The following is a 23,574-nucleotide window of genomic DNA, read 5'->3' on the forward strand; positions in this document are numbered from 1 at the left end:
GGAAGCCCTGGGTGCGGGTCAAAACAAAGAGCCTTGCGCAGAATCTGAAGGCCCCGGCGCGGGGCGCGGACGCTCGGGCTTTGCTAAGGCATCCGGCGCAGCGGGGGCGAGAGTATGCCCGACGGCGGCAAGGGTGGGCCCGCCCCCTGCCCGCACCAAACGCCCATCGCCTGTGAGAAAGGCCGCGTGCACGGCCTCGCCCGGCATCAGGGCCTGTACGGCTTCTTGGTAGCGCTGCAGTTGCGCCACCAGCGCTTGCTGGCGCTGAGGCTGGGCGGCGCTTTTGTAGTCGAGCACCCACCAGCCTGCCATGGCGTCATCTGCAGACAGGGCACGGCGCAGCACCAGCCGGTCGATGCGCAGGCTTTGGCCCTGGTAATGCAGCGGGGCTTCGTTGATGGCGGTCTGCACCTGCTCCGGGTCCCACGCCCAGGCGCCCTCCCCGGCCAGGATGCCCTGTGCCATGCGGGCTGCCAACTCGGCCGCTGCAGGGGCAATGTCGTGGTCGCTGACCAGCCGGGCGATGCGCGCAGCAGGCCAGCCGTGGGCGCGCAGGTCGGCCAGCGGGGCACCGGCCACACCGGCCTGCTCCAGCAGCTGGTGCATGGCGTCACCCTGGCGTGACAGGGGGGTGGACTCGGCGTCGCCAGGCATGGCAACGGGCGTAGCACTGGTGGGGTCGGCGGCTGCAGCACCCGGTTTAGTGCGGGCGCTTTGCAGGGCTTCGGGCAGGGGGTGCAGCGCGGCGATGGTGAAAGTGTCGGGGGTCGCACCGGCTCCAGCGGAAGGCGCTGGGGCCGCGCCCGCGTCCACCTCGGTCACCAGTGGTGCCAGTCGGTTCCACCAGCTGCCCGGCGCCGAATTGCCGGGTTGCACGGACGACAGCGCCAGGCAATGTTTGGCGCGCGTCATGGCCACGTAGAGCATGTTCAACTCCTCGCGGCTGCGGGCCTGCTGCTCGGCGGCCAGCGCGGCCTCTGCACTGGGCGGCGGGTTCGATTCGCTGGCCAGAAAGACGAAGGCCGAGGGCACGGTCTGCTCGCCAGGCCAGTCCACCAGCACGCCCATGGTCTCGGCCTTTTGCGGGCGGGTGTCGGTGTCGAGCAGCAGCACGCAGTCGGCCTCCAGCCCCTTGGCGCCGTGCACCGTCAGCAGGCGAACGGCCTGCGCATCCGCCCGGCCGGGCGCGCGCACGCCGCCCTTCTTCATGGCCCGCACAAACGCATAGGGCGTGAGGTAGCGGCCGCCGTCGTGCTGCAGCGATGCCGCCAGCAGCGCGCGCAGGTTGGCCTGCACTGCCTGGCGCTGGGTGACCGGGGCAGCAGCGGCGAAGCGGGCCAGCACGTCGCCGTGCTCGTAGATGGCATGCAGCGCATCGTGCGGCGGCAGGCCACTCACCCAGCCTTGGTATTGAGTCAAAACAGGTCCCAGCGCTTTCAAATCAAGCGCAAGCAGCTCACTTTTTAATAGCAACTCAAACCAACTGCAGCCCGCATGTTCCGGCTGGCGGCGCAGCACGGCCAGGGCCACCAGGGCGTCGTCGCCCAGGCTGAAAAGGGGCGACTTGAGCGCGCGGGCCAAAGACAAGTCGTGTGTGGGCGAAACCAGCACGTCGAGCAGCGCCACCATGTCCTGCACCTCGGGTGCGTCGAACAGGTCAGCCTTTTCGGGCTGCACGCAGGGCAGGTGCAGAGCGCGCAGGGCGTCTTGCATGCTGGCGAGGCGGTCGCGCTTGCGGGCCAGCACCAACACCTCTTTGGGCGGGGTGCCGCTGGCGATCTGCGCGGCCACCCAGGCGGCGGCCTGGGTGCACTCGCGCATGCGCTGGGTTTCTTCGGCCTCGTGGCGGGGTTCGGTCAGGCTATCGCGCCAGGCCAGGGGGTCGCGGCCTGCGCCTTGGCTGTCGTCGTCCGCGTCGGTGATGGCGGGCAGGCGCAGCAGCTGGCCCGCGTGTTTGGATTCGGTGGTGTGGTCGCGGAAGCCGCTGGTCTCTTGCTGCGCCTGGGCCTGGCCCATGACGGCGTTGACCGCGGCAATCACGCCCTGTGCGTTGCGGCGCGTGTGGTCGCAGCTGAGCAGGTCGCCGCGCAGCCCATCGCGCACAAACGCCTGCGCAGCGATGAACACCTGTGGTTCGGCGCGGCGAAAGCGGTAGATGCTCTGCTTGGGGTCGCCCACGATGAACACGCTGGGCGCGGCCGAACCACCGCCCGAGCCCGCATAGCCGGACAGCCACGCGTGCAGCGCCTGCCACTGCAGCGGGTTGGTGTCCTGGAACTCATCGACCAGCAAGTGGCGGATGCGCGCGTCCAGCCGCTCCTGCACCCAGCCACTGAGCACCGGGTCGGCCAGCATGACCAGGGCGGTGCGCTCCACATCGTTCATGTCCACCCAGCCATGCTGCTGCTTGACGGCCACAAACTGCGCAATCAGGCAACGCGCCAGCCGGGCCATACGCTGCTGGTGTTGCCAGGCCTCGTGCTGGCGGCGCGCCACAAGCAGTCGCTGAAGCTCAGGCTCGGCCTCTTGCGCTGCAGGGAATTTCTCCAGGTTTTTGGAAAGGCGGTCTTCCTTGGCGACGAACATGGCTTTGCGCAGCATGTCCAGGCGCTGGTTCAGGTCGGCACAGGCCAGCGCGTCGATGATGGCGTCCGCCGCCTTCTGTGGGGTCTTGTTGGCCTCGGCGCCCAGGGCGCTGGCGCGGCTGCGCCAGCGTTGCAGGGCGGCTTCGGTCTGCAGGGCCTCGGCGGGCTCGGCCAACGCGGCCAGATCGGGGTAGGCCTGCTGGAACGGCGGCACGGATGCATCCACCACGCCCGCCTCGTCGGCCAGATCAAACTCCACCCGCTTGGCCAACGCCGCTGCCAGGGCCTTGTGGGTTTGCGAGCGGCCGTGGCGGGCCACCACGGCCTCGTAGTCGGCGCGCAGGCTGGCGCTCTCGGCCACGGTCTGCAGGAACGGCGGCCAGACTTCGCGCACGGCCTCTGCATCGTCTTCGAGCAGCTCAAAGTGCGCGGGCAGGCCCTGTTGCTGCAGCAGCGCCAGCGGGGCTGTGCCCAGCAGCGCGGCAAACCAGCTGTGGAAAGTGCGGATTTGCACCGGGCGGCCCGCTTCGAGCAGCTGGCGGTATAGATTTTGTAGCGCCTCGCGCTTTTCCAGCGCGCCTTGGGGGCTGATTCCGCGTGCAATCAGCTCGGCCGTAAGCTCTTCCAGCGGCTTGTGGCTGAACTGCTCCAACCATTCTTGCAGGCGCTGGCGCATTTCGCCCGCCGCCTTTTTGGTGAAGGTGATGGCCAGGATCTCGTGCGGCGCGCAGCCATCGAGCAGCGCCCGCAGCATGCGCGAGACCAGCATCCAGGTCTTGCCCGCACCCGCGCAGGCCTCCACCGCCACGCTGCGTGCGGGGTCGCAGGCAATGGCATAGAAGGCCTCGCGCGAGACGGGGCGGCCGTTGTGTTCGTAGGCGGCCTGGGTGGGTTGTGAAATGCTGACGGTCATGGCGTCTCTTGCACGGGCAACGCCTGTTCAGCGTCCGCCCAGTAGTCTTTGCGGCACAGGCCGCGCACGGCGCAGAACTCGCACACCGAGCCCTCGCCCAGCGCGGGCAGCGGCGCACCGGCGGCGATGCGGGCGATGTCGTGCTGGATGCCTTCGATGAGCACATCGCGCAGGTGCACCACTTCGTCCTGTTCGTGCATTTGCGTCTCGCCGCGCTCGCCCACGTTGACGTAGGCAGCGCGCAGGGTGTCGTGGCTCAGCAGGGCGGCGTAGAAGGCCAGTTGCGTGTCCTCCGCTCCGCTCTTGATGCGCTGGCGGGTCACGCTGTCGCTTTCGGTTTTGTAGTCGATCACCAGCACCGTGGGCTCGCCGGTGGACGAGACGCCGTCAATGCGGTCGATGGTGCCGACCAGTTCCAGATCGCCCAGCGGCTGGCGGGCTTTGACCTCGGCCTGGCGGAACATCGCGCCCTGCTGCTCATGCCCTGCCAGCCATTGCAGGTAGCCGTCGCGCAGTTGCGCCCAGCCTGCGGCAAAGGGCAGAAAGTCTCCGTCTTGCAGCCGTTGCTCGCGGGTGACAGCCTCGGCGGCGGCGTCCATGCGGTTGCGGCGCTCATCCAGGTGGTCGGTGGGCTCAGCCAGCAACGCCTCGTGAAAGTGTTGCAGCACGGCGTGCAGCCAGTTGCCAAAGTCGCGCTTGTCCACTTCGGCATCCAGTTCGTCGGCCTCGCGCAGACCCAGCTGGCGCTGGGCAAAGAAGCGGTACGGACAATGGCGCAGGTCGGAATACGCGGTGGACGACAGGTGCGCCACCGGCAGTGCCTGGCCCACGGGCTGGGGACGCAGCGTTGGGGTGGCGGCCACGGCACGGGCCGCACGGTCGTCCGTGCCGGGTGTAGCGGCGCCATCCAGTTGCAGGGCCAGCACCAGGGCGCTGGCCAGCAGGGGCTCGCCGCCCTCATCGCCGGTGCGCCACAGCACGTCCACCACGGGTGTGCGCAGGGCGTGGGCCCAGGCGGCTCGCTGGGCGGCCTCCAGCGACTGGCGTGTGGGCAGGCCCCAGGCCTCGCGCTGGGACTGCGACCAGTCGCCCGCAGGCTCCGGTGCGGCTTGCAAACGCTTTTCATCGCAGCCCGGCAGCACGGCGGCGGCAAAGGGACGGGCCAGCAGTTGCGGCAGGGGCACCACCACCACGGGAGCATCGGCGGCCTGCGCGGCCACGTAGCGCCCGGCTTCGAGCACGTCCTTGGCCCAGCGGGTGAATTCGGCCAGCGTCATGCGCCGGCCCGCGCTGTCGCCCCAGGCGTCCAACTCGGCCTGCTGGCCGTCTTGCAGGCGCAAGGCGGCCAGCACGCGCATGCCAGCGGGGTCGGCCTGCAGGCCTTGCCACTGGCCGGCCTGCTCCAACACGACACGCAGGGCGGGCAGCCACTGCGCCAGGGGGCGCGCAGTGCGCAGGGTGTCGCGCCAGGCCTCCACGGTGGCCACGGTGCGGGCCAGGTGGGGCTGCGCACTCAGATCCCGCGCGGCGGCGGCGCTCCAGTGCTGCACCACGCCCTTGCGCAGCCATTGCTCGAGGCGATTCACATCGCCCGGCATCAGCGCAGGGGTGTGTTTGACCCAGTCCAGCACCGCGTTGGATGAGGCGTTCCACGCCGCAGCCTGCAGCGCGGCCATGACCCGCGAAGCGGCGCGTGTGGTCGAGAGTATCCAGCCACTTTCATCGCGCACCAGCACGCCGCTGCTGTCCAGGTGAGCGAGCACGCGGCGGATCAGTGCGCGGTCGGTGGCGGCCAGCGCGACGGGCACCCGGCCATCTCGCACGTGGGCCAGCACGCAGGCAGCGGCGCGGTGGGCTTCGTCTTCGGCATCGGTGGCGGCATGCAGAGAGCGTTTTGGCGGCGCGGGAGCTTCATCGACCAATGCTGGCAGCGCAACACAAGCCCCCTGCTCGCACCAATGGGCCAGCAGGGCCTGGGGCAGCGCGTCGGACTGAAAACCTTCGAGCACCACCAGCGCATCCACCGCCGCGCGCACACCGGGCTCGAACAGCACATCGGTGGCGTGGCGTGAGGCCAGCACCCATTCCAGCGCCAGGCGCGCCACCAGGGCCTCGTAATGCAGACTGCTGCCTTCATCGGCGGTGGCCAGCAGTTTACGGGCCTCGTCGCCCCAGGCCGCGCGCTGCGCCGGGGGCACAGCGGCCACGGCGGGGGCCAGTTGGGCGGCGGCTTCTTGCAGGGGCGTGGCCAGCATCTCGCGCTGGGCGCCCTGCCCCACACGATCGAGCAAGGCGCGCGCCGTGAGGGTGTCGCGCGCCACGTCGCCCGCAAAGTCGTCGGCCGAAGGCTCAAACACCTGCAACTGGCGAGCCCAGTTGCGGGTGGTTTCAAAGCGCGGCGCAAAGCCTTGCGGAAACTGCAGCGCCCAGTGGCGCTGGGCCCAGGGCATGAGCTGGGCGTAGGGCACCAACACCACTGTGCGCGCCAAATGGGCGCCATGGGCCTGGGCATGTGCGGCCACCTGGGCCAGAGCACGTTGCCACAAGGCGGTGCTGGCGACAGCAAACCCACTGGTTTGATCGCTTTTCGCTATGACTGTCATAGCGTCGCAAGGCCCGGCCACACCGGTGAACGTGGGATTGGTTTCTGTCACAATGCCCAGACTTTAAACGTACACCGGTCACAACCCGCTCAAAATCAAGGAATCCGCCATGGCCAGCGAACTCATCAAACATGTCTCTGACGCCAGCTTTGAAGCCGACGTGCTGCAACCCGGCTCCGCCGTGCTGGTGGACTACTGGGCCGAATGGTGCGGCCCCTGCAAAATGATTGCCCCCATCCTGGACGAAGTGGCTGGCACCTACCAGGGCAAGCTGCAGATCGCCAAGATGAATGTGGACGAAAACCGCGAGATCCCCGCCAAGTTCGGCATTCGCGGCATTCCCACACTGATGCTGTTCAAGGACGGCCAGCTGGCCGCCACCAAGGTCGGCGCCATGAGCAAGGCGCAACTGACCGCCTTCATTGATCAACAACTCGCCTGATCCGCACCCACAACCCCGCGCCTGCCCCCATGCACGCGGGGTTGTCTGTTTTCACGACACCTATTGCAGCGCCAGACACAGACCGAATTCGGATCCCGTGAATCTCCCGCTTTTTTTCCTGTCATAATTCCTTCAGATCACCGGCCTGCACGCATTGGCAGCCGGACCGAGATCCCCGGCGCGCCGGATCTGCAAACAGCAGTCCATCCGGCACCAGCCCTCCTCCCCCAGATTCATACCCGCTCCGCCAAGGAGTCATTCCATGCACTTAAACGAACTCAAGGCACTGCACGTGTCTGAAGTCCTGAAGCAGGCCGAAGAACTCGAAATCGAGAACACCGGCCGGATGCGCAAGCAGGAGCTGATGTTTGCCATCATCAAGAAGCGCGCCAAGGCGGGCGAGCAGGTATTTGCCGATGGGGTTCTGGAAATCCTGCCCGACGGATTCGGCTTTCTGCGCAGCCCCGACACCAGCTTCACGGCCAGCACGGACGACATCTACATCTCGCCCAGCCAGGTGCGCCGGTTCAATCTGCACACGGGTGACATGATTGAAGGCGAAGTGCGCACGCCCAAGGATGGCGAGCGCTACTTTGCCCTCACCAAGCTCGACAAGGTCAACGACGGCCCGCCCGAGCAGAACAAGCACAAGGTGATGTTCGAAAACCTCACGCCGCTGTTCCCCAAGGAGCACATGCGGCTGGAGCGCGACATCAAGAGCGAAGAGAACATCACCGGCCGCATCATCGACATCATCGCGCCCATCGGCCGCGGCCAGCGCGCGCTGATCGTCGCACCGCCCAAGAGCGGCAAGACGGTGATGATGCAGCACATCGCCCACGCCATCACGGCCAACAATCCTGACGTGCACCTGATGGTGCTGCTGGTGGACGAACGCCCTGAAGAAGTGACCGAAATGCAGCGCACCGTCAAGGGCGAAATCATTGCCTCGACCTTCGACGAGCCCGCCGCCCGCCACGTGCACGTGGCCGAGATGGTGATCGAGCGTGCCAAGCGCTTGGTCGAACTGAAAAAGGATGTGGTGATCCTGCTGGACTCCATCACCCGCCTGGCCCGCGCCTACAACAACGTCGTGCCCTCCAGCGGCAAGGTGCTGTCGGGCGGTGTGGACGCCGCCGCACTGCAGCGCCCCAAGCGGTTCTTTGGCGCCGCACGCAAGGTCGAGGAAGGCGGCTCGCTCACCATCATCGCCACGGCACTGGTCGATACCGGCAGTCGCATGGACGAAGTGATCTTTGAAGAATTCAAGGGCACGGGCAACTGCGAAATCCACCTGAACCGCCGCCTGTATGAAAAGCGCGTGTTCCCCGCCATCGAACTCAACAAGAGCGGCACGCGCCGCGAGGAACTGCTGCTGGCGCCCGAGATCCTGCAAAAGACCCGCATCCTGCGCCAGTTCATGTACAACATGGACGAAATCGAATCGATGGAGCTCATGATCAAGAACATGAAGGCCACCAAGACCAATGTGGACTTCTTCGACATGATGCGACGCGGAGGGTGACAACCCCCTGAGGCGCTTTCGCGCCTTCCCCCTTCTCTCGAATTGCTACGCAGTTCGGGAAGGGGGATACCGCCAGCGCGGCGGGGCGGACCTTGCGCGGCGGTTCTGGCCAAGGCATTGCCAGTTTCAGCCGTTGCGGGCCGTCGCGAAAATGCCATCAAACCGCCTGTGCAATAATAGAGGGCTTTTTCTGCGGAAAGTACGTTGGATGTTCCACGGCGCAAAGGTTGCTCCGGGTTCAGCGCGGCTCCCGCACTTGACAAGGATTGATCATGAAAGAAGGCATTCACCCCAACTACCGCGAAGTCCTGTTCTCGGACCTGTCCAACGGCTTCAAGTTCGTGACCCGCTCGTGCGTGAACACGAAGGAAATGGAAACCTTCGAAGGCAAGGAATACCCGCTGTTCAAGCTGGACACCTCCTCTGAATCGCACCCCTTCTACACCGGCACGCAAAAGTCGGTGGACAACATGGGTGGCCGCGTCGAGCGCTTCCGCAACCGTTTCGGCAAGACCGCCGCGAAGTAATTCGCGCTTGCGTTCCCGCCATAAAGGCAGCCCGGGCAACCGGGCTGCCTTTTTGTTTGGTTTTGCCCTTATTCTCGGTGGCTTCGCTTGTGCCACCGCCTGACGCGTGAATCTACCCACTCCCGCCATCGTTACCCAGAACGCTGTCAGCCCCCTGCCGCGCTGGGCGTTGATTCTGCTGTGCATTGCCTACGTCGTTCCCGGCTTTGTGGGGCGTGACCCCTGGAAGAGTGCGGATGTCACGGCGTTCGGATACATGCTGGAGCTGGCCCAGGGCCGCACTCCCTGGCTGAACCCGCTGCTCGGCGGCATGCCCCCCGACACCGAAGGGCTTTTGCCGTACTGGCTGGGCGCTTGGGCAATCAAGCTGGCGCCCACGTGGGTTACCGCCGACATGGCCGTTCGCCTGCCGTTTGCGTTCCTGCTGGTCATCACCCTTGCGGCCACCTGGTATGGCGTTTACTACCTCGCTCGCAGCCCTGGCGCCCAGCCTGTGGCTTTCGCGTTCGGGGGTGAAGCCACTCCCGCCGACTATGCCCGCGCTATTGCTGACGGAGGCTTGCTGGCGCTGATTGCCTGCCTGGGCCTCGCGCAGCTATCGCATGAAACCACGGGTTATGTGGTGCAGCTGAGCTGCACAGCAATGGTGTTCTTCTCTGTGGCGGCCATGCCCCACCGCACCGTTGCGCCCGCCCTCGCGCTGGTCACGGGGATAGTCGGTCTGACATTGGCGGGGGGGCCGGCGCTGGCGGCGCTGCTGGGCTTGGGCAGTATGGCGGTGGTGGTGTGGGCGCCCGGCAGTGACACCGACCATCGCTGGCGCTGGGCACTGGCCGTGGCTTCGGTGACCTTTGTGGCCGCCCTGATCGCATGGGGGCTGGATCTTTGGGGGTGGCGAATTGTCGATTCCGGCTCCGGCGGCAAGGAATGGCAGAGCCTGGCGCGGCTTCTGCTGTGGTTTGGATGGCCGGCCTGGCCCCTGGCGCTGTGGACGCTCTGGCGCTGGCGCAAGCAGATCATCAGCGCCCAGGGGCACCGTCACCTGCTGCTCCCGCTGTGGTTCTCGGCGGTGTCCATCGCAGCCACCCTCACCACGCGCCCGGCAGACAGGGCCTTGCTGCTGGGCTTACCGGCGTTGGCGGCACTGGCAGCGTTTGCGCTGCCCACCCTGAAGCGCAGCGTGGGGGCGCTGATCGACTGGTTCACGCTGCTGTTCTTCACCATTTCTGCGCTGGCGATCTGGGTGATCTGGATTGCCATGCAGACCGGCGTGCCCGCCAAGCCTGCGGCCAATGTGGCCAAGCTGGCCCCGGGTTTTGTGCCGCAGTTTTCGGCCCTGGCCCTGGTGGTGGCCCTGGCCGCTACGGTGGGCTGGTTCACTCTGGTGTGGTGGCGCGCGTCACGCAACCGGGCGCCCATCTGGAAGAGCCTGGTGCTGCCCGCCAGCGGCGCTGCGCTGGGCTGGCTGCTGCTGATGACCCTTTGGCTCCCGCTGCTGGATTACGCCCGCAGTTACCGCGCCCAGATCAGCGGCGTGACGGCGGCGCTGGGCACATCGCCAGGGTGTGTGCAGACCGTGGGACTGAGCCGCTCGCAGGTGGCAGCGTTGCAATACCATGGCGACCTCGTCCTGCAGCGCGCGGGCCTGCAGGACGAGTGTGACTGGCTGGTGGCCGATATCGCCTCCTGGCCTGCTTCAGAGCGCATGGTGAATGCAGCGCATTGGGAGGTCCGCGCCAAGATCGCCCGACCGACCGACAAGAACGAGCATCTTCTGGTGTTCCGCCGTGTGGCATCTGCACGCTGATGCCCGCATGACATCGGCGTAATGTCAGAGCTGTCGACCATTTCGCGCCATGCCATCACGGTGCTGGCGGGGCAGCTGGCGGTAATGGCGTTTGGCGTGACGGACACCATCGTCGCCGGGCGCCACGGAGAGGCCTCGCTTGCCGCTTTGTCGGTGGGCAGCGCGATTTTCATCAGCGTGTATGTGGCGCTGATTGGCGTTTTGCAGGCGCTGCTGCCCGTGTGGGCCGAGCTGCGCGGTGCCCGGCAGACCGATGGCGTGGGACGGTCGCTGCGGCAGTCGCTGTATCTGTGCGCAGCAGCCTCGCTGGTGGGCATGGCCATCCTGTTGTCCCCGGGGCCCCTGTTGCGCTGGACCGAGGTACCGCCAGCCCTGCGCACCGAGGTGGAAAATTACCTCGCCGTGCTCGCCCTGGCGCTGCCACCGGCCCTGCTCTTTCGCATCTACAGCACCCTGAACCAGGCGCTGGGCAGGCCCCAGCTCGTCACCTGGCTGCAGGTGGGCTCACTGTTCATCAAGCTGCCGCTCTCGGTCTGGTTCACCTTTGGTGGCGCAGGCCTGCCCGCGCAGGGCGTGGTCGGCTGCGCCTGGGCGACCCTCGTGGTCAACTGCAGCATGCTTGCGCTGGCCTTCTGGCTGCTGCGCACGCAAGACATCTATGAGCCCCTGCGCATATGGCGCCGCATGGAGCCCCCGCACTGGCCCACGATTGCGGGATTTGCCCGCCTGGGCATTCCGGCCGGGCTGGCGGTGATGGTGGAAGTGACCTCGTTCACGCTGATGGCGCTGTTCATCGCGCGCCAGGGCACCACCTCGGCGGCGGCCCACCAGATCGCCGCCAACGTGGCGGCGGTGCTGTACATGGTGCCGCTGTCACTGGCCATTGCCACCAGCGCCCGCGTCAGCTACTGGCTGGGTGCGGGCAATCCGGCACAGGCCCGCAGGGTGGTTTTTATAGGTTTCAGGCTCGCAGCGCTTATGGGTATTGCGCTGGCAGCTATTTTATTAATAGCAAAAAATCACATCGGCAGCATCTACTCTGCCAACCCCGCGGTGGTGGCCCTGACGGGCGGGGTCCTGGTGTGGGTGGCGGCCTATCACGCAGCCGATGCACTGCAGACGCTGTGTGTATTTGTGCTGCGCTGCTACCGCATCACCGTGGCGCCACTGGTGGTGTACTGTGTGCTGCTGTGGGGTGCGGGCCTGGGGGGCGGCTACCTGCTGGCCTACGAAGGACTGGGCCCCTGGGCCGCAGCACCATCGCCCACCCCCTTCTGGGCAGCAAGCGCTGCGGCGCTGTGGGTCACGGCAGCGCTGTTCCTGGCGATGCTGTGGCGTGCCATCAGCCCGGCAGGGCAAAGCCACGCAAACGGTTGGCCGGGAAGGTGACCGAGAACACCGAGCCCTTGCCCAAGGTGCTGGTGATGTCCAGCGTGGCACCGTGGCGCTGCACCACATGCTTGACGATGGCAAGCCCGAGGCCCGTGCCCCCGGTCTCGCGCGAACGGCTGCGGTCGACCCGGTAGAAGCGCTCTGTCAACCGTGGCAGGTGTTCGGGCGCAATGCCCGGCCCCGTGTCCTGCACGGAAAAGACCGCGCTGCCATCTTCCTTGCGGGTCCACGCCACCGTGATCATCCCGCCCGCAGGGGTGTAGCGCACGGCGTTGTTGATGAGGTTCGACAGGGCGCTCTGCAATTCGGCGGGCACACCAGCAATGTCCCCCTCGGCATGCAAGGCGTCCGTCGACGGGAACACCATGGCATGGGGGCGCTGCTGGGTCTGGGTCACCAGCGCGGACAACGCGCGGCCCTCCTCCTCGCAGCGCTGCAGCAGCGCCTGCACTGGCGTCCACTCGGCCATGCCGGGCGGCGGGCTGCCCTCCAGGCGCGACAGCGTCAACAGGTCCTGCACCACACTTTGCATGCGCAGCGCCTGCTGGGCCATCATGCCCAGGTAGCGGGAACGTTCGTCGGCACTCAGGGGCAGGGTTTGCAGCGTTTCCACAAAACCGGTCAGCACCGTCAGGGGCGTGCGGATCTCGTGGGACACATTGGCCACAAAATCGCGCCGCATGGCCTCGGCCTGCTCCAGTGCCGTGACATCGCGTGACAGCAGCAAGGTGCGCCCATCGCCATAAGGGTGCAGGTGGACCGAGATGCGCACCGGTCGCGACGGCGTGCTGAAGCGCCCCTCCAGCACCACGTCGTGGGAGAAGTCCTGGGCGGCATAGTAGGCCGTGAACTCGGGGTCGCGCACCAGGTTGCCAATCGACTGCATCACATCGCGCTGCGCATCAAACCCGAACTGGCTCGCGGCGATCTGGTTGCACCATTCGATGCGGCCCTGCCCATCGAGCAGCACCACGCCATTGGGCGTGGCCTGCAGCGCGGCCAGGATTTCCTGCAGGCGGTCCTGGCTGTCGCGAATCTGTGCTTCCTGCCTGCGCAGCAGGCGCCGTGCGCGGTCTGCCGCCTCGCCCCAGATGCCACGCATGGCCGGGACTTCAGTCAGGTCGCCCGTGCGCAGCCAGCGCAGCACACGTGCGCCGCGCAGCAGATCCCAGACAAACCACGCCCACGCCGCCAGGGCGGCGCCCAGAGCCGCGCCCCAGGGACCACCCTGCCACCACCAACCCAGCCCTCCACCGGCTATCTGCCAGAGCAGGAAATACGAAATACGCCACAGCATGCCGTCAGCAACGCCTTCTCATAAAAGCAGGGGCGCACCCTTGTGCGCCCCATCCAGGACATCCGGCCCGCGCCCTCAAAACAGATTTACCCCGTTGCCAGAACCCTGCACGCTCAGGCCTGCAACTGAACCTGGGGCTGGGCGGTAAGCCGGTAGCCTGCGCCCCGCACGGTTTCCACCATCACAGAGGCGCTGCCCAGGGCCTCACGCAGCCGCTTGACGTGCACGTCCACGGTGCGCTCCTCGATGAACACGTGGTCACCCCAGACCTTGTCGAGCAGCTGGGAACGGCTGTGCACACGCTCGGCATGCTTCATGAGGAAGTGCAGCAGCTTGAACTCGGTGGGGCCCACCTTGAGCGGCTGCCCCTGGAACGTCACGCGGTAGGTGCCGGCATCAAGCACCAGCTCGCCAATGGTGACGCTGTCGCTGACCTGCTCGGGCGCCCGGCGGCGCAGCACGGCGCGGATGCGGGCCAGCAGCTCCTGCGTGGAGAAAGGCTTGGTGATGTAGTCGTCCGCGCCCGCATCCAGCCCGGCGATCTTGTCAGGCTCGTCGCCCCGCGCCGTGAGCATCAGGATCGGGATCGGCTTGGTACGGCTGTCAGCACGCCACTTGCGCGCCAGCGACAGGCCGCTTTGCCCCGGCAGCATCCAGTCGAGCAGGATGACATCCGGCAGCACGGCATCGAGCTCGCGCTGGGCAGAGTCACCGTCTTCCGCCCAGAACGGCTGGAATCCGTTGTGCCGGAGATTGACCGCAATCAGCTCGGCAATGGCAGGTTCATCCTCGACGATGAGGACGCGTGGGAGTTTTCTCATAACGGTGCCAACGCCCTTTCTTACAAGACGGCCGACTCGATCTCGTCGAGGGCAGTGTGGCGCACATCCTTGCCCTTGACCAGATAGATGATCAGCTCGGCCACGTTCTTGGAATGGTCTCCGATGCGCTCGATGGCCTTGGCCAGGAACAGCAGGTCCAGGCTGGGCGAGATGGTGCGCGGGTCTTCCATCATGTAGGTGATGAGCTTGCGCACGAAGCCGTCGAACTCCTTGTCGATGAGGTCATCCTCTTTCAGGATGGCCACCGCCGCCTTGACGTCCAGGCGCGCAAACGCATCCAGCGTCTTGCGCAGCTGGCCAGAGGCCAGATCGGCTGCCGTGCGCAGGTCGCTCGAGGGCAGCGAGCGCGGTGCCCCGCCTTCTATGATGGAGCGCACCATGCGGGCCATCTTGTTGGCCTCATCACCCATGCGCTCCAGATTGGCCGTGGCCTTGGAGAAGGCCAGCAGCAGGCGCAGGTCGCGCGCTGTGGGCTGGCGGCGGGCGATGATGGAAGACAGCTCCTGGTCGATCTCGATTTCCATCGCATTGATGCGGGTTTCCATCGAAGCGACGGTTTCCACCGCCTCCAGGCTGAACTGCGACAGCGCATAAACCGCCTGGCGGATCTGCGACTCCACGAGGCCGCCCATCTCCATGACACGGGCGGAGACACTGTTGAGTTCGCTGTCGAACTGGGAGGAAAGGTGTTTGTCTGGCATTGGGTGTACAACCTCACGGTTATGAATCAAATATGGCTCCAGCACTTATCCATCAAGCGCCAGTAGCTATAAATATAGTAGCAAACATCCATCAGCCGAAACGGCCTGTGATGTAGTCCTCGGTTTCCTTGCGCTCGGGCTTGAAGAAGATCTGCTCGGTGGCGCCGAACTCGATCATTTCGCCCAGGTACATGTAGGCCGTGTAGTCACTGCAGCGCGCGGCCTGCTGCATGTTGTGCGTCACGATGGCGATGGTGTAATCGTGCTTGAGCTCGTCGATCAGCTCTTCGATCTTGGCAGTGGACAGCGGGTCCAGCGCCGAGGTGGGCTCGTCCAGCAGCAGCACCGAAGGCTTGACGGCCACGCTGCGCGCGATGCACAGGCGCTGCTGCTGGCCGCCCGACAGCGACAGGCCACTCTGGTGCAGCTTGTCCTTCACTTCATTCCACAAGGCGGCCTTGGACAGCGCCCACTCCACGCGGTCGTCCATTTCGCTTTTGCTCAGGCTCTCGTAGAGCTTCACGCCGAAGGCAATGTTGTCGTAGATGGACATGGGAAACGGCGTGGGCTTCTGGAACACCATGCCGATGCGCGCGCGCAGCAGGTTGATGTCCTGCTTGGGGTCCAGAATGTCCTGGCCGTAGAAGTTGATGGTGCCTTCTGCACGCTGGCCGGGGTACAGGCTGTACATGCGGTTGAGCGTGCGCAGCAGCGTGGACTTGCCGCAGCCCGAGGGCCCGATGAAAGCGGTGACCTTGTGCTCGGCAATGTTGAGGCTCACGTTGCGCAGGCCCTGAAACTTGCCGTAGAAAAAGCTCAGGTTGCGCAGTTCCAGCGCGTTCTTGCTGGGGGTGAGGGTAGCGGTGGCGTTCATTGTCAATTCCTGAAAATGGAGGCTGTCTGGGTGTGTCTGCTGGGTGGGCCGCCCACTCAGGCGCGGCTCTTTTCGCGCAGGAACACCCGCGCAACGATGTTGAGCACCAGCACCGACAACGTGATGAGCAACGCCCCGCCCCAGGCCAGGCGCACCCAGTTTTCGTAGGGGCTCAGCGCAAACTGGAAGATCACCACCGGCAGGTTGGCCATGGGGGCGTTCATGTTGGTGCTGAAGAACTGGTTGTTGAGCGCCGTGAACAACAGCGGCGCCGTCTCGCCACTGATGCGGGCCACGGCCAGCAGCAGGCCGGTCATCACGCCACTGCGCGCAGCCCGCAGCGTGACCATGGTGGACACCTTCCAGCGCGGCGCGCCCAGGGCAAAGGCCGCTTCACGCAGGCTGCCGGGCACCAAGCGCAGCATGTTCTCGGTGGTACGCACCACCACCGGCACGGCAATCAGCGACAGGGCCAGGCTACCGGCCCAGCCCGAAAAATTGCCCACCGTAGCCACCGCAATGGCATAGACAAACAGGCCCAGCACGATGGAAGGCGCTGACAGCATGATGTCGGTCACGAAGCGGGTGAGCTCGGCCGTCTTGCTCTGGTCACCGTATTCCGCCAGGTACACGCCGGCCAGCACACCGATCGGTGTGGACACCAGCACGGTAAAGCCCACCATCATCAGGCTGCCCACAATGGCGTTGGCCAGGCCGCCGCCTTCGGAGCCTGGTGCGGGCGTGGACTGGGTGAACATGTTCCAGTCCAGAGCGGCAAAGCCGTTGGACAGCAAAACGCTCAGGATCCAGAGCAGCACGAACAGGCCCAGCACCATCGCCCCCAGGGAGAGGGTGAGGCCAATGGCGTTGGAGCGCTGGCGTTTTTTGTAGAGTTCTTGGTTGAATTCCATGGAGCTGGTCTCAAAAGAGGTTCATGGTCGGCCGCGCGGGCTTACAGGCCCTTGGCCTTTTCGGCGCGCAGCATCAAGATCTTGGCCGCTGACAGCACCACGAAAGTGATCACGAACAGCAGGAAGCCCAGCGCGAACAGCGTGGAGAGGTGAAAGTCGGCGGCTTCGCCAAACTCGTTGGCCAGCGTCGAGGCGATCGAGGTTCCGGGCGAGAAGAGCGATGTCGGCATGCGGTTGGCGTTGCCGATCACAAAGGTCACAGCCATGGTCTCGCCCAAAGCGCGGCCCAGGCCCAGCATGATTCCGCCGATCACGCCTTTTTGCGTGTAGGGCAGCACCACGCGGCGCACCACCTCCCAGGTCGTGCAGCCCAGCCCGTAGGCCGACTCGCGCAGGATGGGCGGGACGATTTCAAACACGTCCCGCATCACAGCCGCCACAAACGGCAGCACCATGAATGCGAGCACCACGCCCGCCGCGAGGATGCCGAACCCGTTCGTGCTGCCGCCAAACATAAAACCCACCAGCGGCATCGAGCCCAGCAGCTTCTGCACAGGCATCTGGAAATAGTCGGCAAACAGCGGCGCGAACACAAAAAGGCCAAACATGCCGTAGATGATCGAAGGGACGGCCGCCAGCAGCTCCACCGCCGTACCCAGGGGCCGACGCAACCAGACCGGGCAGGTTTCTGTCAGAAACAGGGCAATGCCAAATGCCAGCGGCACCGCAATCAGCAGCGCAATGCCGGCACTGGCCAAGGTGCCGACGATGGCAATCGCGGCACCGAATTCTTCATTGAGGATGTCCCATTCAACGCGCCAGATGAACTGGACACCGAACTTGTGGAAGGTCGGCCAGGCGTAGATGAACAGCGAGACGATGATTCCCAGAAGCGCCGCAAGGACCAGCAGCGAGAGACTTTGGGTGAGCCGATGAAAAAAGATGTCCTGCAGGCGCTGCCGCCTTGCAATCGATACCATCGACTCGGTAGGGGCGTCTGTCTTCTTGACGGACCCGGTTTGCGAACTCATGGTGGTTCCCACGCTCATGTTGACTCCCATCTGGCTTCTGGAGACCCCCACAAACCAGCACCCATCGGCCAGACCAGCCGGCCGATGGGGGGTATTCTGGGGCAGACTGCTTACTTCTTGATCTGCGACCAGACTTTGGAGCGGATCTCGGCGGTCAGGGTGTCAGGCAGCGGCACATAGTCGAGCTCGGCGGCCATGGCCTTGCCGTTCTTGAATGCCCAGTCAAAGAACTTCAGCACTTCGGCCGACTGGGCCTTGTCCGCAGGGTCCTTGTACATGAGGATGAACGAAGCCGTGCTCACAGGCCAGCTCTCTGCGCCCTTGGCATTGACCATCGAGATGCCCATGCCGGGAACGCTGAACCAGTCGGCACCCGCTGCTGCTGCCGCGAAAGACTTGTCGTCAGGGCTGACATACTTGCCGTCTGCGTTTTGCAGCTGCAGGAAGTTCATGTTGTTCTTCTTGACGTAGGCGTACTCGACATACCCGATGGCGCCCTTCACCCGCGTCACGTTGGCGGCCACACCTTCGTTACCCTTACCACCCACCGAGGAGGCGGCAGGCCACTTCACGGCAGCACCCTTGCCCACGGTGTCCGCCCATTCCTTGCTCACGGCGGACAGATAGTCCGTCCAGTTGAAGGTGGTGCCCGAGCCGTCGGCGCGGTGCACCACGGTGATGTTCTGGTCGGGCAGTGTCTTGCCGGGGTTCAAAGCCGCGAGCTTGGGATCATTCCATTTGCTGATCTTCCCCATGAACATTTCGGCCAGCACAGGGCCGGTTACACGCAGTTCGCCGGGCTTGAAACCGTCGACGTTGATCACAGGCACCGTACCGCCGATGATGGCGGGAAACTGCACCATGCCATCCTTGTCCAGATCTGCACCGGACACGGGAGCATCGGTGGCGCCGAAGGCCACAGTCTTGGCACGGATCTGGCGAATGCCGCCGGAAGAGCCGATGGACTGGTAATTCAGGCCGGTGCCGGTTTCCTTCTTGTACGCTTCCGCCCACTTGGCATACATCGGGAAGGGGAAGGTGGCGCCAGCGCCCGTGATGTCTGCCGCAAAGGCAGCGCTACCGACCGCCATCGTGGCCAGCGTTACAGCGACGGTTTTGAGAAATGTGCGTTTCATTCGATACCTTTCGGCTAGGGTTAACAGGAACAGGGGGAACTGTAGAGACCCAAAATGACAATTCAGTGACAACCACATTTCTGGGCAACCGCAACAAAACTGGCGTCTTGTACCCCGGTGACACCGTCACTGCGCTGTCATGAAAGCTTTGGAAACTCGCAGGATTTCAGGAAGTTGGTGGCCTGCACGCGGTGCAGCCGTGTGCGCCGGGGCGCAGCACCCTCGGCCGCGTTACCATGCCCCACAAGCTATCACCCCCTGACACATGCACAACGGCACCCGTCTCGCCGCAGTCGACCTCGGCTCCAACAGTTTTCGCCTGGAAATCGGGCGCTATGAATTCGGACACATCCAGCGGGTTGAGTACCTCAAGGAGACCGTTCGCCAAGGCAGTGGACTGGATGAAGAGCGCAATCTGACCCAGGAAGCCATGGAGCGCGGCTGGGCGTGCCTGGCCCGGTTTGGCGAACGTCTGGCAGGCTTTCCCCGCGCACAGGTGCGCGCAGTGGCCACCCAGACTCTGCGTGAAGCGCGCAACCGGGAGGAGTTCCTGTCACGTGGCAGCGAAGTTCTGGGCTACCCCATTGACGTGGTTTCCGGCCCCGAAGAGGCTCGGCTGATTTACCAGGGAGTCGCACGACTGCTTCCCCAGTCCGACGAGCGCAGGCTGGTGGTAGACATCGGCGGACGTTCTACCGAGCTCATCCTGGGTCACCAATTCACGCCCCACGCAGTGGCGTCGTACCGGGTGGGCAGCGTCGCATGGTCACAGCGCTACTTTGCCAGGGGTGAGTTCACTCCGCAGGCGTTTGCCACGGCAGAAATCGCTGCAAAGGCGGTACTGGATGAAGCACTGGGGACCTTCCGCCGGGACGCCTGGGAAATCGCCTATGGCTCCTCCGGCACTGCAGGAGCTGTTGGTGACATTTTGCAAGCGGCAGGCGGAGCGCCCGGCGTCATCACCCGTGAAGGGCTGCACTGGCTGCAGGATCGCCTGCTGCGCGCCCAAACTGCGGATCGTGTGCGTCTGGAAGGGCTCAAGGAAGAAAGGCGGCCAGTGATCGGCGGCGGCATCAGCGTGTTGCGCGCCGTGTTTGATCTGCTCGATATCCAGCAAATGCATGTGGCTCAAGGTGCCCTTCGCCAGGGCGCCCTCTACGACCTGCTCGATCGTGAACAACCTGGAACCGACCTGCGAACGGCTACCGTCAACGGCCTCATGCACCGGTTTGCGGTCGATATGGAACACGCCGAGCGGGTCGCACACACAGCTTGCGCCCTTTTCTCCCAGGCAGCGCCGGCAGGCAGCGAGCGCGCTGCGCGAAAGCTGGAATGGGCGGCAAGGCTTCATGAAATCGGCTGCCGGATCTCCCACAGCGACTACCACCGCCATGGCGCCTACATCCTCGACAACACGGATGCAGCGGGCTTTGCCGTTCCCGAACTTCATCGCCTGGGGGTGCTGGTGCAGGGACAACGTGGCAAGGTGCGAAAAATTGACGCTGACCTGCAGGACTCCATTTTCGCGCTGCAACTGGTTTGCATGCGGATCGCCGTGGCCCTGTGCCACGCCCGCCGGGATCCGGACACGGCGGGACTGTCTCTGCGCACCGATCGCAACCGGTTCCTACTTGCTGCCCGCCCCGGATGGTCCGCAGCATTCCCACAGTCGGCCCACCTCCTCCACGAAGAAGTGCAAGCCTGGCAAAAGACTCCCTGGGAGCTGATGGTTGATCTTCCTTGAAGTAAAACAATAAACTATATAAACTGTTTACACCGTTTATTCATCACCCTTCACGCCATGACACCCACCACCACCCCGTCTGCAGGCAACTCGCCGCTTTCCGATGTCGCTGCAGCAGCGAAGGCTGCCAAAGCAGCACCCGCAGATTCCGGCAAGCGGCCCAGCAAAGCAGACTCCAAACCGCGGACAGTTGCGAAAACCAGCCCAAAGCCCGCCGCGGCCAAGCCCCCGGCCCCCACGGCCAAACCGCGTGAGCCAGAAGAAACCCGAGATAGCAAGTTCAAGAAACCGAAGCTGGTGCGCGACAGTTTCACCATCCCCAAAGACGAATACGCAGTTGTTGAAACGCTGAAGCAGCGCTCGGCGGCGCTCGCACATCCGGTGAAGAAAAGCGAACTGTTGCGCGCAGGTCTCAAGGTACTTGCCGCAATGTCCGATGCCGCGCTGCGCAGTGCGGTCCAGGCAGTGCCCTCCATCAAGACGGGGCGCCCCAAGGCGGTAGCAGTCAGCGCTGCTCCGGCGGCTCCGGCGAAGAGCAGGACAAAAGCGTCCCGCAAGTAATCCTGCCCTGGCTGAACCGGCTTTTGCCAGCAACAGGCGTCACAGCAGCTCTGGCGACTGGACCGTCACAAGCACGGTCTGGCTTTGATCCAGGCGTTGCCTTTGCCTCAGCCACCAGACAGCCCCCTTGCGCACGGCGCAGTCAGACGCCTGCAACCCCATCAGCTGAGCAATCGTTTGACCCAGCATTGGCTGGTGTCCCACAACGAGCACGGCCCCTTTGGCGCGCGGCCACTGCGCAAGTTCGAGAAGGTCCTGCGGCGAGCCCCCGGGCAACAGCTCGGCGCGCATCTTGAATTTGCGCCCCAAGGCGCGTGCGGTCTGCTCGGTGCGCCGGGAGGGGCTTGCAAGCACACGCAACCCTTCCGGCAGCTGTCTGTCCAGCCAGGCAGCCATGCGTGCGGCTTGCTTTTCACCCCTTGGTGTCAACGCACGCGCAAGATCCTCGCTTCCGTCCTCGACATCCTCTGCCTCTGCGTGCCGCCACAGGATGAGATCCATCACGCCACAACCTCGCTGCCATGGACCGCAGACGGCAGGGGCCCATATCGCACCATGAGGGCATTCTGGGCACCCAACCCATCCTTCGGCCGGGGGGCGCGTGTGTAGGAGCCGTCCGCGCCGAGCGTCCATGCATCCCGGTCGTCATGCAGATACGCGACCAGACACTCATCCACAATCTGCTGCCGCAGCAGCGGGTCGGTCACCGGCCAGGCCAGTTCGACACGCCGCATCATGTTGCGGTTCATCCAGTCGGCACTGGACAGATAAAGGTCTTCCTCCGAGCCGCTGCGGAAATAGAAAACCCGCGTGTGTTCCAGAAACCGGCCTATCACCGAGCGCACGCTGATGTTGTCGGTCATGCCCGGAACGTTGGCTGGCAGCATGCAGGCACCGCGCACAATGAGGTCAATACGCGCACCGCGCTTGCCGGCCATCACCAGGGCACGCATGAGACCCTCATCGGTCAGGGCGTTCATCTTGGCAACAATCCTCGCGTCCTCGCCCCGGCTCGCTGCCAGACCGACCTGTTCAATCTTCTCCAGCATGCGCCGATGCAGGTGGAAAGGGGCCAGCATCAGTTTGCGCAGCTTGGGTGGACGGTTCTGGCTTGCCAGGTGATTGAACACGCCGTCCATATCGGCAGTGGTTTCCGCATCCGCCGTGAGGTAGCTCAGGTCGGTATAGAGCCTTGCGGTGCGCACGTTGTAGTTGCCGGTCGACAGGTGCCCATAACGCCGCAGCTTTCGCCCCTCGCGGCGCGTCACCAGCAGCATCTTGGCATGGGTCTTGAGACCCACAACGCCATAGACCACCTGGGCTCCGATCGACTCCAGCGCTTCAGCCCAGTTGATGTTGGCTTCTTCATCAAAGCGTGCCTTGAGTTCAACAACCGCCATCACCTCCTTGCCACGGCGCACGGCTTCGGACAGCAGATCCATGAGTTCTGAATCGGCACCGGTCCGGTAGATGGTCTGCTTGATCACGAGCACATCCGGATCATTGACGGCTTCCCGCAGGAAAGCGAGCAAGCCGTCGAAGCTCTCAAATGGCTGGTGAATGACCACGTCGCGCCTGCGCAGCTGCTCCATGATGGAAACGCCCGACTGCAATTGCCGCGGCCATGCTGAACTCCACGGAGGAAACAGCAGCTCGGGCGCATCCACCAGATCCACCAGCTGCGTCAGGCGCACCAGGTTCACCGGCCCCTGCACGCGGTACAGCGCAGCGGCCGGCAGTCCGAACTGGGCCAGCAGAAAATCCGAAAGAAACTGTGAACACCCCGAGGACACCTCCAACCGCACTGCCTGCCCGTAGTGCCGGTGCTGCAGGCCTTGCCGCAGTGCGGTGCGCAGATTGCGAACATCTTCTTCGTCCAGCGCAAGATCGGAATGGCGGGTTACGCGGAATTGCGAAAACTCGGTCACCTCGCGCCCCGGGAAGAGGTCTTCCAGATGCGCCCGGACTATGCTTGAAAGGCTTACGAACAATGCCTCGCCCGGCGCCACACGCGCCGGCATGCGGACGAGCCTCGGCAATGCGCGAGGCACTTTGACAATGGCAATCTCGTTCTCGCGGCCAAAAGCATCGTGGCCCTTCAACCGCACAATGAAGTTGAGCGACTTGTTGGCTACCTGGGGAAACGGGTGCGCCGGGTCCAGCCCCACCGGAATCAGCAGCGGCCGAACCTCGTTGACAAAGTAATCATGGACCCAGCGGGTCTGGGCAGCGGAGCGCTCCCCGTACCCCACGATCCGGATTCCGTGCGCAGCGAACGCCGGCACCAGCGATTCGTTGTAAAGCGTGTATTGCCGCGCAACCAGGCTGTGCACCTTGGCAGCTACCGCCTCGAAGGAAGCGGTGGAATACACCCCTTTGGTTTCACCTTTTTGTGCCGCAGTAATGTGAGGTGCTGCGCGGACTTCAAAAAACTCGTCGAGGTTCGACGACACGATGCACAAGAAGCGTAACCGCTCGAGCAAGGGGACATCCTCGCGAACGGCCCAGTCAAACACCCGTTCATTGAAGGCCAGAATGCTGTGATCCCTGTCAAGAAACTGCAGCGCCCCGCCTGAACTCCGGGCCTCTACGGCGCTCGCGTCACCCTCTTCCAACGGAACGGAGCTGGCAGAACCATCAATATGCAAGGACGACATGGATCTCAAACAGGGCTGGTGCAGGA

The 23,574-nt window shown here is 64.7% G+C and carries 18 protein-coding genes; 7 read left to right on the plus strand and 11 right to left on the minus strand.

What is annotated here, in order from left to right:
- Nucleotides 1–18: 18 nt before the first annotated feature.
- Nucleotides 19–3,498, minus strand: coding sequence for a UvrD-helicase domain-containing protein (locus tag AAFF19_RS15355; RefSeq protein ID WP_342720506.1), 3,480 nt, complete (start codon nucleotides 3,496–3,498; stop codon nucleotides 19–21).
- Nucleotides 3,495–6,101 carry a PD-(D/E)XK nuclease family protein gene (locus AAFF19_RS15360; protein ID WP_342720507.1) on the minus strand — a complete coding sequence of 869 codons (2,607 nt, stop codon included), beginning with the start codon at nucleotides 6,099–6,101 and terminating at the stop codon, nucleotides 3,495–3,497. The genes AAFF19_RS15355 and AAFF19_RS15360 overlap by 4 nt, the downstream gene beginning before the upstream one ends.
- 109 nt (nucleotides 6,102–6,210) lie before the next feature.
- Between AAFF19_RS15360 and trxA the strand changes: the two genes are divergently transcribed.
- From trxA to AAFF19_RS15385, 5 genes are all read left to right on the plus strand, one after another.
- Nucleotides 6,211–6,543, plus strand: a complete 333-nt coding sequence (gene trxA / locus AAFF19_RS15365; protein ID WP_008906761.1) for a thioredoxin TrxA — start codon at nucleotides 6,211–6,213, stop codon at nucleotides 6,541–6,543.
- A 262-nt stretch (nucleotides 6,544–6,805) separates the two neighbouring features.
- Complete coding sequence (rho, locus tag AAFF19_RS15370) at nucleotides 6,806–8,068, plus strand: transcription termination factor Rho (RefSeq protein ID WP_008906760.1); 1,263 nt, start codon at nucleotides 6,806–6,808, stop codon at nucleotides 8,066–8,068.
- A 272-nt stretch (nucleotides 8,069–8,340) separates the two neighbouring features.
- A complete protein-coding gene (locus AAFF19_RS15375) occupies nucleotides 8,341–8,595 on the plus strand; it encodes a type B 50S ribosomal protein L31 (protein ID WP_008906759.1) in 255 nt (84 codons plus the stop codon).
- 106 nt (nucleotides 8,596–8,701) lie between these two features.
- Nucleotides 8,702–10,402 carry a hypothetical protein gene (locus AAFF19_RS15380; RefSeq protein WP_342720508.1) on the plus strand — a complete coding sequence of 567 codons (1,701 nt, stop codon included), beginning with the start codon at nucleotides 8,702–8,704 and terminating at the stop codon, nucleotides 10,400–10,402.
- Between the two features lie 21 nt (nucleotides 10,403–10,423).
- Nucleotides 10,424–11,791 (plus strand): MATE family efflux transporter, encoded by a 1,368-nt coding sequence (locus AAFF19_RS15385; protein ID WP_008906757.1) that lies wholly within the window; start codon nucleotides 10,424–10,426, stop codon nucleotides 11,789–11,791.
- On the opposite strand, the gene phoR is transcribed toward AAFF19_RS15385, so the two are convergent.
- The 7 genes from phoR to pstS form a co-directional block, all read right to left on the minus strand.
- A complete protein-coding gene (gene phoR, locus AAFF19_RS15390) occupies nucleotides 11,745–13,091 on the minus strand; it encodes a phosphate regulon sensor histidine kinase PhoR (RefSeq protein ID WP_182118451.1) in 1,347 nt (448 codons plus the stop codon). The two genes, AAFF19_RS15385 and phoR, sit on opposite strands and share 47 nt — an antisense overlap.
- Nucleotides 13,092–13,204: 113 nt before the next feature.
- Nucleotides 13,205–13,912 carry a phosphate regulon transcriptional regulator PhoB gene (gene phoB / locus AAFF19_RS15395; RefSeq protein WP_008906755.1) on the minus strand — a complete coding sequence of 236 codons (708 nt, stop codon included), beginning with the start codon at nucleotides 13,910–13,912 and terminating at the stop codon, nucleotides 13,205–13,207.
- A gap of 20 nt (nucleotides 13,913–13,932) precedes the next feature.
- Entirely contained in the window at nucleotides 13,933–14,634 is a 702-nt protein-coding gene (gene phoU / locus AAFF19_RS15400; protein ID WP_008906754.1) for a phosphate signaling complex protein PhoU, read from the minus strand.
- Nucleotides 14,635–14,725: 91 nt separating this feature from the next.
- Entirely contained in the window at nucleotides 14,726–15,508 is a 783-nt protein-coding gene (pstB, locus tag AAFF19_RS15405; RefSeq protein ID WP_008906753.1) for a phosphate ABC transporter ATP-binding protein PstB, read from the minus strand.
- Nucleotides 15,509–15,564: 56 nt separating this feature from the next.
- On the minus strand, nucleotides 15,565–16,419 hold the full coding sequence (gene pstA, locus AAFF19_RS15410) for a phosphate ABC transporter permease PstA (RefSeq protein ID WP_008906752.1): 855 nt from the start codon (nucleotides 16,417–16,419) through the stop codon (nucleotides 15,565–15,567).
- A 41-nt stretch (nucleotides 16,420–16,460) separates the two neighbouring features.
- Complete coding sequence (pstC, locus tag AAFF19_RS15415) at nucleotides 16,461–17,450, minus strand: phosphate ABC transporter permease subunit PstC (protein WP_342720509.1); 990 nt, start codon at nucleotides 17,448–17,450, stop codon at nucleotides 16,461–16,463.
- Nucleotides 17,451–17,560: 110 nt separating this feature from the next.
- Nucleotides 17,561–18,586, minus strand: a complete 1,026-nt coding sequence (gene pstS, locus AAFF19_RS15420) for a phosphate ABC transporter substrate-binding protein PstS (RefSeq protein ID WP_182118447.1) — start codon at nucleotides 18,584–18,586, stop codon at nucleotides 17,561–17,563.
- 265 nt (nucleotides 18,587–18,851) lie between these two features.
- On the opposite strand from pstS, the gene AAFF19_RS15425 reads away from it, so the two are divergent.
- Nucleotides 18,852–20,330: a Ppx/GppA phosphatase family protein gene (locus tag AAFF19_RS15425; protein ID WP_342720510.1), complete on the plus strand. Its 1,479-nt coding sequence runs from the start codon at nucleotides 18,852–18,854 to the stop codon at nucleotides 20,328–20,330.
- A 57-nt stretch (nucleotides 20,331–20,387) separates the two neighbouring features.
- The gene (locus AAFF19_RS15430; RefSeq protein ID WP_342720511.1) at nucleotides 20,388–20,891 is read left to right on the plus strand and encodes a hypothetical protein; all 504 of its coding nucleotides are present in this window, start codon (nucleotides 20,388–20,390) and stop codon (nucleotides 20,889–20,891) included.
- A gap of 39 nt (nucleotides 20,892–20,930) precedes the next feature.
- Here AAFF19_RS15430 and AAFF19_RS15435 read toward each other — a convergent pair whose 3' ends face one another.
- Complete coding sequence (locus AAFF19_RS15435) at nucleotides 20,931–21,392, minus strand: histidine phosphatase family protein (protein ID WP_008906747.1); 462 nt, start codon at nucleotides 21,390–21,392, stop codon at nucleotides 20,931–20,933.
- Nucleotides 21,392–23,548 carry a polyphosphate kinase 1 gene (ppk1, locus tag AAFF19_RS15440; RefSeq protein WP_342720512.1) on the minus strand — a complete coding sequence of 719 codons (2,157 nt, stop codon included), beginning with the start codon at nucleotides 23,546–23,548 and terminating at the stop codon, nucleotides 21,392–21,394. The genes AAFF19_RS15435 and ppk1 overlap by 1 nt, the downstream gene beginning before the upstream one ends.
- Between the last annotated feature and the right edge of the window lie 26 nt (nucleotides 23,549–23,574).

Origin of the sequence: Acidovorax sp. FHTAMBA (assembly GCF_038958875.1) — a bacterium.
Classification (GTDB): domain Bacteria; phylum Pseudomonadota; class Gammaproteobacteria; order Burkholderiales; family Burkholderiaceae_C; genus Acidovorax.

Coding starts and splice junctions, on each gene's coding strand:
- AAFF19_RS15425 (WP_342720510.1), top strand. CDS start 18,852: ATGCACAACGGCACCCGTCTCGCCGCAGTCGACCTCGGCTCCAACAGT.
- AAFF19_RS15375 (WP_008906759.1), top strand. CDS start 8,341: ATGAAAGAAGGCATTCACCCCAACTACCGCGAAGTCCTGTTCTCGGAC.
- pstA (WP_008906752.1), bottom strand. CDS start 16,419: ATGGAATTCAACCAAGAACTCTACAAAAAACGCCAGCGCTCCAACGCC.
- pstB (WP_008906753.1), bottom strand. CDS start 15,508: ATGAACGCCACCGCTACCCTCACCCCCAGCAAGAACGCGCTGGAACTG.
- ppk1 (WP_342720512.1), bottom strand. CDS start 23,548: ATGTCGTCCTTGCATATTGATGGTTCTGCCAGCTCCGTTCCGTTGGAA.
- phoU (WP_008906754.1), bottom strand. CDS start 14,634: ATGCCAGACAAACACCTTTCCTCCCAGTTCGACAGCGAACTCAACAGT.
- AAFF19_RS15360 (WP_342720507.1), bottom strand. CDS start 6,101: ATGACAGTCATAGCGAAAAGCGATCAAACCAGTGGGTTTGCTGTCGCC.
- pstS (WP_182118447.1), bottom strand. CDS start 18,586: ATGAAACGCACATTTCTCAAAACCGTCGCTGTAACGCTGGCCACGATG.
- trxA (WP_008906761.1), top strand. CDS start 6,211: ATGGCCAGCGAACTCATCAAACATGTCTCTGACGCCAGCTTTGAAGCC.
- phoR (WP_182118451.1), bottom strand. CDS start 13,091: ATGCTGTGGCGTATTTCGTATTTCCTGCTCTGGCAGATAGCCGGTGGA.
- AAFF19_RS15355 (WP_342720506.1), bottom strand. CDS start 3,498: ATGACCGTCAGCATTTCACAACCCACCCAGGCCGCCTACGAACACAAC.
- phoB (WP_008906755.1), bottom strand. CDS start 13,912: ATGAGAAAACTCCCACGCGTCCTCATCGTCGAGGATGAACCTGCCATT.
- AAFF19_RS15385 (WP_008906757.1), top strand. CDS start 10,424: ATGTCAGAGCTGTCGACCATTTCGCGCCATGCCATCACGGTGCTGGCG.
- pstC (WP_342720509.1), bottom strand. CDS start 17,450: ATGAGTTCGCAAACCGGGTCCGTCAAGAAGACAGACGCCCCTACCGAG.
- rho (WP_008906760.1), top strand. CDS start 6,806: ATGCACTTAAACGAACTCAAGGCACTGCACGTGTCTGAAGTCCTGAAG.
- AAFF19_RS15435 (WP_008906747.1), bottom strand. CDS start 21,392: ATGGATCTCATCCTGTGGCGGCACGCAGAGGCAGAGGATGTCGAGGAC.
- AAFF19_RS15430 (WP_342720511.1), top strand. CDS start 20,388: ATGACACCCACCACCACCCCGTCTGCAGGCAACTCGCCGCTTTCCGAT.